13 protein-coding genes are annotated in these 10,910 nt (G+C 65.4%); 9 read left to right on the top strand and 4 right to left on the bottom strand.

Annotated elements, in window-relative coordinates; translation table 11 throughout:
• Positions 1-85: 85 nt before the first annotated feature.
• The 6 genes from BCO18175_RS29940 to BCO18175_RS29915 all read left to right on the top strand — a co-directional run bounded on the left by BCO18175_RS29940 (position 86) and on the right by BCO18175_RS29915 (position 4,826).
• The gene (locus BCO18175_RS29940; RefSeq protein WP_254608188.1) at positions 86-772 is read left to right on the top strand and encodes an ankyrin repeat domain-containing protein; all 687 of its coding nucleotides are present in this window, start codon (positions 86-88) and stop codon (positions 770-772) included.
• Positions 773-870: 98 nt separating this feature from the next.
• The gene (locus BCO18175_RS29935; protein ID WP_174986273.1) at positions 871-1,686 is read left to right on the top strand and encodes a DcrB-related protein; all 816 of its coding nucleotides are present in this window, start codon (positions 871-873) and stop codon (positions 1,684-1,686) included.
• Positions 1,687-1,698: 12 nt separating this feature from the next.
• The gene (locus BCO18175_RS29930) at positions 1,699-3,042 is read left to right on the top strand and encodes a PAAR domain-containing protein (RefSeq protein ID WP_217483936.1); all 1,344 of its coding nucleotides are present in this window, start codon (positions 1,699-1,701) and stop codon (positions 3,040-3,042) included.
• Between the two features lie 5 nt (positions 3,043-3,047).
• Complete coding sequence (locus tag BCO18175_RS29925; protein ID WP_174916448.1) at positions 3,048-3,518, top strand: hypothetical protein; 471 nt, start codon at positions 3,048-3,050, stop codon at positions 3,516-3,518.
• Between the two features lie 64 nt (positions 3,519-3,582).
• Positions 3,583-4,065: a tetratricopeptide repeat protein gene (locus BCO18175_RS29920; protein ID WP_174967743.1), complete on the top strand. Its 483-nt coding sequence runs from the start codon at positions 3,583-3,585 to the stop codon at positions 4,063-4,065.
• A gap of 74 nt (positions 4,066-4,139) precedes the next feature.
• On the top strand, positions 4,140-4,826 hold the full coding sequence (locus BCO18175_RS29915) for a hypothetical protein (protein ID WP_174986271.1): 687 nt from the start codon (positions 4,140-4,142) through the stop codon (positions 4,824-4,826).
• Positions 4,827-5,066: 240 nt separating this feature from the next.
• Here BCO18175_RS29915 and BCO18175_RS29910 read toward each other — a convergent pair whose 3' ends face one another.
• Positions 5,067-5,561, bottom strand: coding sequence for a hypothetical protein (locus tag BCO18175_RS29910; protein WP_174986269.1), 495 nt, complete (start codon positions 5,559-5,561; stop codon positions 5,067-5,069).
• Positions 5,558-6,109, bottom strand: a complete 552-nt coding sequence (locus BCO18175_RS29905; RefSeq protein WP_174986268.1) for a hypothetical protein — start codon at positions 6,107-6,109, stop codon at positions 5,558-5,560. Before BCO18175_RS29905 ends, BCO18175_RS29910 begins: the two co-directional genes overlap by 4 nt.
• A gap of 286 nt (positions 6,110-6,395) precedes the next feature.
• Here BCO18175_RS29905 and BCO18175_RS29900 point away from each other — a divergent pair, with 286 nt between their 5' ends.
• The 3 genes from BCO18175_RS29900 to BCO18175_RS29890 all read left to right on the top strand — a co-directional run bounded on the left by BCO18175_RS29900 (position 6,396) and on the right by BCO18175_RS29890 (position 8,742).
• Positions 6,396-6,593 (top strand): hypothetical protein, encoded by a 198-nt coding sequence (locus BCO18175_RS29900; protein WP_174986266.1) that lies wholly within the window; start codon positions 6,396-6,398, stop codon positions 6,591-6,593.
• A gap of 141 nt (positions 6,594-6,734) precedes the next feature.
• On the top strand, positions 6,735-8,156 hold the full coding sequence (gene otsA, locus BCO18175_RS29895; protein ID WP_174986263.1) for an alpha,alpha-trehalose-phosphate synthase (UDP-forming): 1,422 nt from the start codon (positions 6,735-6,737) through the stop codon (positions 8,154-8,156).
• On the top strand, positions 8,149-8,742 hold the full coding sequence (locus BCO18175_RS29890) for an AAA family ATPase (protein ID WP_174986261.1): 594 nt from the start codon (positions 8,149-8,151) through the stop codon (positions 8,740-8,742). The genes otsA and BCO18175_RS29890 overlap by 8 nt, the downstream gene beginning before the upstream one ends.
• 31 nt (positions 8,743-8,773) lie before the next feature.
• On the opposite strand, the gene BCO18175_RS29885 is transcribed toward BCO18175_RS29890, so the two are convergent.
• Together BCO18175_RS29885 and BCO18175_RS29880 are read right to left on the bottom strand one after the other, a co-directional pair.
• Positions 8,774-10,141: an MFS transporter gene (locus tag BCO18175_RS29885; protein ID WP_174916455.1), complete on the bottom strand. Its 1,368-nt coding sequence runs from the start codon at positions 10,139-10,141 to the stop codon at positions 8,774-8,776.
• A 159-nt stretch (positions 10,142-10,300) separates the two neighbouring features.
• A complete protein-coding gene (locus BCO18175_RS29880; protein WP_174986259.1) occupies positions 10,301-10,681 on the bottom strand; it encodes a DUF5594 family protein in 381 nt (126 codons plus the stop codon).
• Positions 10,682-10,910 lie beyond the last annotated feature (229 nt).

Raw genomic sequence — 10,910 nt, 5'->3', positions numbered from 1 at the left:
CAAGGTCATCGCCGCGGGCGCGGTTGTCGCGGTAATCGGTTTGTCGTCGCCGTTCTGGTGGCCGACTCATGCACAGGAAACAAAAATGGCAGACTTCAAGCGTTACCCGCCCGAAGACTTTTTCTCTGGATCGCAACTCGAGCTGGCGCGTGCCATTCGCGACGGAAATCTCGAGCAGGTCAAATCGCTTGCGACGCATACCGATCTGGCTGCACCGGGCAACAAGAAGGCCACCCTGTTGTCGTTCGCGGTGCAGGAGGCGATTCCGGTGAAGACGGACGCCACGAACGTGCACTTCCAGATCGTCAGCGAACTGGTGCGGGACGGCGCGAAGCCCGAACAGCCGTTCGGCGAGAACGGCGCGAACGTGGCATATCTGGCTGCGCGGGCAGACACGCCCAACCTGCTGAAAGCATTGCTGGCCGGCGGCATGAGCCCGGATCTCAGGTACGACGGCGATACGCCGCTGCTGTTCGCAAGCTGCAAGGACACGCTGTTGCCGCAAATGCGCGTGCTGGTCGAACACAAGGCCAACGTCAATCTGCGGGACTCGATGAAGGAAACCGCGCTCTACGAAGCGACGCGCCTGCGGCAGTGGGACGTTGTCGATTACCTGCTCGAGCATGGTGCCGATCCGTCGGTGAAGAACGACAACGGCCTCGCCTATTCGAAAGTCCTCGGCGACGAACTGCAGCAGACGCCGAAAGGCTCGCCGCAGCTGAGTCGCATCGAAGCCATTCACAAGCGTCTGGTCACGGCGGGCGTGCAGTAACGCAAGCCGCATGACGGATGCGCCGGCTGCGCCTGTGCAGCCGGCGAACAGTTTCAATCCGGCGCCTGCCCCGACGGGCAGGCCGAACCGAGAAGAGCATGTCCGAATATCAGATGAACGACGCCGTCATTCAGTTGCCGGCGCACTTCAAAGACAAGACGATTCACCTGTTCACGGTCGATGAAGCAGGGAGCAGCGGATTCACGTTCGTGGTTTCGCGTGCGCCGATGGAGCCGGACGACACGGTCGATACGTTCGTGACGCGGCTCATATCGGAGATGCGCAAGTCGCTTCCGCGTTTCGAATTGAAGCATCTGGAAAACCGGGAAATCGACGGCGAAACCGCACGCGAAGTCGATTATCAGTGGGTGTCGGAAGGCACGCCGCTGCATCAGCGCCAGACGGTGGTGATGTCGCCGAAGGCCGGGCGCGAGCGCGTGGCGATCAGTTTCATCGGCACCTGTCCGAAGTCGTTCACGGAGGACAAGAGCAAGGAGTACAAGAGCTTGCTCGCGAGTGTCGTGTTGGCCCGGCCCGACCGTGCGGCGTTCGTGCCGACCGCGCTCGGCCAGGACGAGGCGGGCATCGTCTTCGTGCTGCATGAGCCGAGCGCGACGTTGTACGCACTCACCGGCATGGCCGAGCTGTTCCGGCACGACGTCACGGAAATGTTCGACGACACCGCATTCTTCGGCTCGACCGGTGAGCCGCTCGCGTTGCAGCCTGCTCCGGCTGGACAGCAGGCGTGGAGAGCACTGGATGGCCGTCAGTTCGCGCTCTGGACGACGGATGCACGCGAGCACGCGTCGCTAGGCGACCGGCTCGGCGGCGTGGCGGTGGTGAAGGGCATGACCGGCATGCAGAGCATCGAGGCCGTGCGTGCCTATCTGACCGCGGTTGCGAACGCGGGTTAACGGGGAGCGCACGTGGATACATTGCTTGCTGCTGCGCGATTGGGCGATCCGATTGCGCATACGGCGTCCAAGGGATGGATGATCGCCGGGCTGATCGCGGGTGCGGTGATCGGCGCGGTGGCGGTGGTCGCAACGGGCGGTGCTGCGTTGACGGTGGTCGCGGCAGTCGCCGCGGGTGCAGCCGCGGGCGGCGGTCTTGGCGAAGTGCTGGGTACGATGTCGTGGGCGCCGCGACATGTCACGGGAAGCCTGATAAAGGGCTCGCCCAATGTCTTCATCAACAGCCGCGCGGCGATGCGGGCCATCCTGAGCCTGGGCCTGTGCAGCGACCACGCGGGTCCGCCGCAGGTGGTCGCGCAGGGTTCGTCGACGGTCTTCATCAACAGCCAGCCGGCGAGCCGCAAGGAAGACCGGATGATGTGCGGCGCGTTGATCAACGACGGATCGCCGAACGTGTTCATCGGCGGCCCGGCGGTCGGGGAGTTCAATCCCGAGATTCCGGCGTGGGTGAACTGGACGATGGCGGCGGTGGGCATTGCCGCCGCGGCCGTCCTTGCCGGGCCGGCGCTGGCGTTTCTCGGCGCGGCCGGCGGTTTTCTCGGCGGCGAAGTCGGCGGGTGGCTGGGCGGAAAGATCTTCGGCGAAGGTTCCGACGGGCAGAAGTGGTCGATGCTTGGAGGAAGCTTGCTGGGCGGGTTTGGCGCAGGGAAGGGGGCCGGACTCGTCAGTGGGGCGAGAGGGGCGGGCTCGGTGGCTGGCGAGCTGTCGGCGCTGGAGGCTGTCGAAGGTGCCGCAGGCGCGACGGAGCAGCCGACGATTTCGCTGTTCGGGGTTCGCGGCGGCGGGCGGGCGTCCGACGTCGAAGGCGGTATGCATCCGTATCAGTACACTGGCCACGTCGGGTATTCGTTGGACGGAGGCAAGACGATTTGGGGCTTTGGCCCTGCAACGGGCGACGCGAGTGCGGCGGAAGTGTTTACCAACCTGAAGGGATCGGGCAGCTATCCCGGGATGATTACCGCAGATCAAGACGCATTCATCGCGATCGCGAAAAATCCGATGGCTGCCCGTGGTGGTGGGGGTGCGCTACAGACGGTGTACGAGCAAAAGATTCCGGTCACGCAAGAGCAGTACGAATCGATACTGGCGGCGCATGAGGAACTGGTCGCGCGTGGGCCCATGGATGACATTCGGTATCAATGGCCACCGAAGTCTGGCGAATGGCCCGAAAACAACTATAACTGTGCAACGTTTCCAGGTCGCCTCGGTATTCCCATTCCCGAAGGGACAGGGAAATTGCAGAACTACATGCCGGAGCTCGAGAAAGTGGGCACGCCCTGGATGCCGGGAAATTAAATCTTATGAATGCGTCAGAGAACCTCTATTCCGTCGCGGTCGGAATGCACGACCTGGTGATCGTGTCCGTCATCGATTCGCCGAGTCCGCACGTTTTTCGCGCAAAAATCGAGCAGATCTATTCTTGCGGAAAGGGCATCACGCCGGATCGTCTCGGCACGGAGTTCGAGTTTTACAGCGGACCTGCAACGTGGGGGAACGTACCGCTCCAGATCGGGGAGCGGGCGCTACTCTTCGTACATCAGGTGTCCGGTGTATTCAACGAATATCCATGGCGCGGCCACATGGTCCTGGAGGAGATTGACGGTGAATCGTACGCGCGGTTGCAGATTCCCGAGTTGTGGTTGAGGGATGATCTGCCGGAAGCCGTGAAAGCTGCGGCGGGTCCGCATCCAACCAGGCGCAACGCGTCGATTGTCCGGTTCAGTGTGCTTGAGAGCTACCTGAAAGGGCTCATCGAGAAATCGGTTCGCTGAGCCGAAGCGGCTTCCGGACGATGAAGCGAATATTGGAAAAACGAAGTTTTTGGAGCTGAATGGAATGACCGACAAGAATCCCGATTTTTCACCGATTCGCATGCGGGCGCGCGGTTTCGTGTCGCAGGGGCGCATCGAGGACGCGCTCGGGCTGTACGGCGACATCCTGAAAATCGCGCCGGAAGACGCGGCGACGTATGCCGACCGCGGCACGACCTTCGCGATGATCAAGAAGACGGATCTTGCGTTGAACGATCTGAATCGGGCCATCGAGCTGGGGTACACGGACGCGTCGGCGTATTGCACGCTCGCGACGATTTTCCTCGAAGGCGGCGGCTACCAGAAGTCGCTGGATTATTTCGACAAGGCGCTGAAGCTCAATCCCGATCAGCCTTTCGTCTATTTCAACCGCGCCCGCGCTTACGAGACGCTGGGCGATATCAAGGCTGCGATTGCCGATCTGGAGCGCTGCCTGACCTACAGCCCGGATGATGCGTTGTCCGCGAAGATCAAGGAAAGGGTGGCGCAGCTTCGCGCGCGTGCGTAACCGCTGCCGCCGGGTGCGAAGTTTGCGGTATCCGGCCCGGAACTATCCGGGCAAATTGCTTGGGGGCCGTCGTGATGTTGAAGCGTGACAAGTTGTCGTACTCCGCGCTGCCTTCATCGTTGACGGCGTTGATTCCCGAGGCAATTTTTCTGAAGGCGCTCGAGAATGCCGAGTCCCAAACGATCATCGTTTGGCACGTCGACGCGCAAATCGGTCGTCAACATGAAGTCGAGTTTTCGCCGCAATTGGGGCGTCTGCTGTCACGCAACGAGCGCGAAGCACGATTTCCGCTGGAGCGGCGGATAGTTCTGCGGGATGGCATCCGGGTGCAAGTCGGCAATCGACTCGAGGCCGCTACCGACGTTCGCTATGAAACCTATACCGCATTCGATCCGGTGACGGCGTCGAAGCTTGCAGTTGGAGAGCAGATGTTCTTCATGCGGTTTCTGGCGGAACCCGAGACAATCGTTCGGCAAGCGATCGAAAAAGCGAGGTTCCCGAACACCTATGCGGGATGGAGCGCAATCGAGCGCACTCGCTATTGGGTTGGCGTGCTGTATCGCGCGCGGCGCCAGACGGGCGAATCGGGAATCAGTGAAGACGAAGCTTTCCGGCCTGCATTGCTGAAGCAGATGAGAGCGGTGGATCCCGAGGTCGACGGCATACTTGCGGCGGTCCTCGCCGAGCTGAGTCGAATGGAAATGCTCGGCCCGGATGTCATGCGGGCTGCGTTCAATCAACGGACAGGCGCATCAATCTGATTGCCCGGCTGACGCACGTGCCGATGATCGACGTGCCCGGATTGGCAAGTCGTATTCTCGGCGGGTGACTCGATTGGCTGACAGCCGAGCAGTGCCTGGCCTGCAACCCGGACGATGGATGCGTCTTCCGCGCGGATCAAGGGCAGCGTGACGCAGCTGAGCGCGTCCAAGTCATGACTGCCGGCTACGGCTGAGCAGAACGGCAAGGGCACCGCGCTTGATGCGCGGCGTATCGCATCGCTACTGCAGATTCCCCCACCGATCGACCGCCGGTTCCGCCGACGCCCACTTCCAGCGCGTGCCTTGCTGGCACGCATTCGCGAAATACCAGTCGGCCTTGTCGCCGTCCTTCACCGAGAACGCGAATTCCTTGCACATCGCGAGCGCTGACGAATACGCACGCGTGACGCGCACTTCGCCTTCGCCGTTTTCGAGCGGCAGCGTGTTCTTCACCTTCCACGGCTTCACTTCGCCGACGGCGAGGCTGCCTGCCGTCTTCGCGATTGCGTCCTGCTGGTTCTGATGGAGCTGCTTCATCGTGCGGTTGACGGCTTCGTCGGTCGCGGCCTGCACCGCAATCCCGACACCGACGCCGACCGCCGGGTTCGCGGTGACGAGGCCCGTTGCCGCGCCGGCGAGTGCGCCGCTCGCCGCGCCGACCGACCCGCAGCCCGACAGCGTGGCCGCCGCCGCGCACAGCGCGCCGATGGCCGCGATACGAAGCGCGACGCTCATTGCAGCGCGCCCCAGCGTTCGGTCGCCGGTTCGGCCGACGCCCATTTCCACGCGGGGCCGTCGCGGCAGATCGTGGCGACGTAGAACGCCGATTGCGCGGCCTTGTCGGCCTTCGCCGGCGTGTCGACCGCGAACACGATTTCCTTGCAGTCGAGCGGACCGACGCTGATCATCCGGCTGACCGTCACGCGGCCCTGCTCGTCGTCCTCGATCGGGAACGAGTGGTGCGTCGACCACGGCGCGACGCCGCCCACGTCGAGCGGACCGGCGGCCTTCGCGATCTGTTCCTGTGTGTAACGGTGTGCGACGCGCTGCGTGTACTGGACGCCCGCACGCGCGCCGGCGACGGCGCCGAGGCCGATGCCCGTCGCGACGGCGGCGTTGTTGGTGACCTTAGAGGCGATCGCGGCGCCCGCGATACCGGCGCCGGCTGTCGCGCCCTCGCTGTACAGCGAGTTGCAGCCGGACATCAGTGCGGCCGTGGCGATCGCGGCCAGCACGACGCGCGCCGGCATGGCCCGGCGCGGCGATTCGATACGAATGTTCATCCCTGAGTGCAAGTCCTGTCTGGGTGAGCGGCAACGCATGCGCGCCCTCATGCCGCGTCATTGTTTCGCAATTGTCATAGGAAAAATGCAAAGCTTTGACAAATCGCCGTACGGCAGGCCGCGCGTGCGCGCGGCGCTATTGTCGGATAGATGAATAGAGCGGGGTCGAAACGTTACAAATTGAAGGTAATTGTTACTCTGGCGTGCAAGGAAGCGACCTAGACTCTTCAGTTATGGAATGTTTCTACGACGGCCTCGAGCCGCGCCGCACATGAGACACCCAGCCATGCGCCGTTCGAAGCGGTTTTCGCCCCGGCCGTCCGAAGCCGGGACGGACCGCCTGCGTCCGCAGACCGACGCGCCATCGGTGCCGCCTGCCGGCACGCCCGGCGAGACGCCGTCGGACGGCGATCACAACCAGGGCGGCGCCCGCCCGGAAGGGCTCGACTATCAGCGGGATCTCGGCCAGGAGCAGGACGCCTGATGCCATTGCCGCCGCATTCCGCCGCTGCCTTTCACACCTGCATTGCTCACGTCTGAAGCGCCGCACGGCCGTCGTCGGGCAGCCGTGTCCGCCTTGGCGCGCACCGCGCGCCAGCCAATCGAATCGAGGAGGGGAAGCCGCATGAGCAGATTGATCGTGGTATCGAACCGTGTCGCCGCCGGCGAGGACACGCGCCCGAGCGCGGGTGGCCTGGCGGTCGGCGTGATGGACGCGCTGAAGGAAACGGGCGGCGTCTGGTTCGGCTGGAACGGCGAGATCGTCGGCGCACCCGACACCGAGCCCGCGATCCAGCGGGACGGCAACGTCACCTATGCGACGGTCGGGCTGACCCGGCGCGACTACGACCAGTACTACCGCGGCTTCTCGAACGCGACGCTGTGGCCGGTGTTCCATTACCGCGGCGATCTCGCGCGCTTCGACCGCCAGGAGTACGCGGGCTATCTGCGCGTGAACGCGATGCTCGCGAAGCAGCTCGCCGCCTTGCTGCGCCCCGACGACCTGATCTGGGTGCACGACTATCACCTGTTGCCGTTCGCGCATTACCTGCGCGAGCTCGGCGTGAAGAATCCGATCGGCTTCTTCCTGCACATTCCGTTTCCGTCGCCCGACATGCTGCGTCTCGTGCCGCCGCACGAGGAGCTCGTGAAGTTCATGTGCGCGTACGACGTCGCGGGCTTCCAGACCGAGGCCGACAAGCAGGCGTTTACCGACTACATCGAGCGGCGCGGGATCGGCGCGGCGAGCGACGACGGGATGCTGCATGCGCATGGCCGCGTCGTGAAGGTGGCCGCCTATCCGATCGGCGTGCATCCCGACGCGATCGCGCAGGCGGCCGTCCAGTACGGCACGCGCAAGCCGGTGAAGATGCTGCGCGAGGCGCTCGACGGCCGCAAGCTGGTGATGAGCGTCGACCGCCTCGATTACTCGAAGGGGCTCGTCGAGCGCTTCCAGTCGTTCGAGCGGATGCTCGCGAACGCGCCGGGCTGGCAGGGGCGCGTGTCGCTGCTGCAGATCGCGCCACCGACACGTTCCGACGTAAAGACTTATCAGGACATTCGAGAGACGCTCGAAGGCGAGGCGGGCCGCATCAACGGCCGCTTCTCGCAGCTCGACTGGACGCCGATCCAGTACCTGAACCGCAAGTACGAGCGCAACCTGCTGATGGCGTTCTTCCGGATGTCGCAGGTCGGCTACGTGACGCCGTTGCGCGACGGGATGAATCTCGTCGCGAAGGAGTACGTCGCGTCGCAGGATCCGGCCGATCCGGGCGTGCTCGTGCTATCGGAGTTCGCCGGTGCGGCAGCCGAGCTGACCGGCGCGCTCCTCGTCAATCCGTACGACCTATCGCAGATGGCCGAAGCGCTCGAGCGCGCGCTGTCGATGCCGCTCGCGGAGCGGCAGGCGCGCCACGAGGAAAACCTCGCGCGGCTGCGCGTGAACGACCTGTCGGTCTGGCGCGATACGTTCGTCGCCGACTTGCGCAGTGTCGCGGCCGCCGCGTCGGTCACGCGGCGCGCGGGCCGGCGGGTTGCGCATGCGTGAGTTCGGGCAGGAGGGAGGCGCCGAGGGCGACGCGATCGACGACGCCACCGGCCGCTTCTTCGTCGTGACCGGTGGCCCGGGTTCGGGCAAGAGCACGTTGCTTGACGCGCTCGAGCGCGCCGGTTTCTCGCGCTCGCGGGAAGCCGGGCGCGGCGTGATCCGCGACCAGATGGCGATCGACGGTCAGGCGTTGCCTTGGCGCGACCCGGCCGCGTTCGCCGAGCTGATGCTGAGCTGGGAGATGCGCTCGTACGATCTGGCGCGCCACGTGCGCGGGCCCGTGTTCTTCGATCGCGGCGTGCCGGACGTGGTTGGCTATCTGCAACTGACAGGGCTGGCGGTACCCGCGCATGCGGAAGCCGCGGCCCGCCGTTTCCGCTATCACCGGCGCGTGTTCATCGCGCCGCCGTGGCCGGATATCTATGCGCAGGACACCGAGCGCCGGCAGGATTTCGCGGAAGCCGTGCGCACCTACGACGCGATGGTCGAGTGCTACACGTCATATGGCTATCGGCTGATCGAACTGCCGCGCGAGAGTGTGAAGGCGCGCGTGCGCTTCGTGATGGACGCGCTCGACGCGGCATGATGCTCTGCCACGTATGCGGCGCGCGGCGGTGTCAGGTCGCCGCGTCCGGCCGCGGCGACGCGATGCGCAGCATGCTGACGACCGCGGCCACCGCCGCGAATGCCGCGGCGACATAGAGCGCAATCGTCGGCCCGCGATCGGGCGCGAGCCCGAAAATCAATGCAACGAGCGCGGCGCCAAGCGTCTGACCGGTCAGCCGCGCGGTGCTCAGCATGCCGCCCGCGCCGCCGCTGCGTTCGCGCGGCGCCGACGACAGCATCGCGCGGTTGTTCGGCGACTGGAACAACCCGAAGCCCGCGCCGCACAGCGCCATCCGCCACACGATGTCGACGGTGCCCGGGTGCGCGCCGATCGTCGCGAGCGACAGCAGCCCGGCCGCGAACAGCGCGAGCCCGATCCCGCCGAGGATGCCGGCCGAATAGCGATCCGACAGCACGCCCGCGAGCGGCGCGGCGAACACGATCACGAGCGGCCACGGTGTCATGTACAGGCCCGTCTCGACCTGCGAGAAGCCGAGCGAATTCTGCAGCCAGAACGGCAGCGCGACGAACGCGAGCATCTGCGACGTGAACGACGCCGTCGACGTATAGACCGACAGCGCGAACATCGGGATGCGCATCAGGTCGACCGGCAGCAGCGGCGCCGGCTGCGACAGCTGGCGTTTCACGAAGAAGTAGCCGACGACGAACGCGACGGCCAGCTCGGCCGCGACATACGCATGGCGTTCGCCGTGGCCGAGCCCGTCCACGGCCGTGATCAGCAGCCCGAACACGCACGCGTTCATCAGCGCGCTCGCGAAATCGTACGGCGCGTCGTGCAGCGGGTTGGCCGGCAGCGCGCGCAGGCTGCCGAATACCGCGGCGATGCCGATCGGCACGTTGACCGCGAACAGCCACGGCCACGATGCGAACGACAGGATCGCGGACGCGACCGTCGGCCCGATCGCCGACGACAGCGCCACCACCATCGCGTTGATCGACAGCCCGCGCCCGAGCAGCGACGACGGGTAGATCATCCGCACCAGCGCCGCGTTGACGCTCATGATGCCGGCCGCGCCGAAGCCCTGGATCACGCGCATCACGGCCAGCATCGGCAGCGAGCCGGCGAGCGCGCAGCCGAGCGACGCCGCCGTGAACAGCGCGAGCCCCGCGATGTAGACGCGGCGATAGCCGATGCGCTCGCCGAGCGACGCGAGCGGCAGCAGCGTGATCGTGACCGCGAGCTGGTACGCGTTGACGATCCAGATCGACGCGGCGTCGGATGCGTGCAGGTCGCGCGCGATCGTCGGCAGCGCGACGTTCGCGATGGCGCCGTCGAGCACGGCGAGCGTGATGCCCAGTGCGACGCAGACGATCGCCCAGTAGCGTTGGGGAAGCGGCAGGCCGGTATCGGCGTTCATGGCGGGAGCAGATGCGTGGTTGTCCGCGCGCCCGGTTGCCGGTTGCGTGCGCAACCATGCGGAAGGGTGGAGGCGGCGATGAGCGGCCCGGCCGGCGCGACTGCACCGGAGCGGGGCCGGTCGAGTGTATCACCGGGCCGCATTGCGCGACGCCGGCACTCAGCCTTCGAAGTCGAGGCCGCCGAGCCGCACGAGCGGGTCGGCCTGCGTGCGCGACAGGAGATCGATGTCGCGCGCACCCTCCCACGCGCCCAGCTTTTTCGGCAGCGCGGCCAGGTAGTGCTCGAAGCGTTGCGGGCCGTCTGGCTCCATCAGCCGCTCGATTTCGTCGGTGTCCCAGGTCAGCTCGAGGTTCAGCGGATGCTCGAAGCCGCTGACATGCTCGTGCGGCGTGCTGCGGATCTGCACACGTGTGGGGTGCCCGTGGCCGCTGTACGGGACGACGTCGGTCAGCACGTGATCGGCGAAGAAGGCGGCGATTGCCTGCGCGATGCGCGGGGCGAATTCCGTATCGAAACGGCGGGCGGTTTCGGGCTGCATGACGGCGTCTCCTGTGTGCCGAAAATCGTAGCACGGCGACGGCGCATTTCGATGTGCGCGATACCGGTAATCGCGCGTTACCACTTGCTGCATCTATTACGGCCGCGAGCCGCCACAATGCATCGCATCCAGTACCACTTCGCGTGGGAGTCAGAGGTGGCCTCACTCGTTCGGACAGTTTTCTGAGATTTTTAAGTGGAGCGGCCGAGGCAATCATGCTGCCGATTTG

It is taken from the genome of Burkholderia lata (assembly GCF_902499335.1).
Lineage (GTDB): Bacteria > Pseudomonadota > Gammaproteobacteria > Burkholderiales > Burkholderiaceae > Burkholderia > Burkholderia lata_B.
This window is presented reverse-complemented; position numbering and strand designations above follow the sequence as displayed.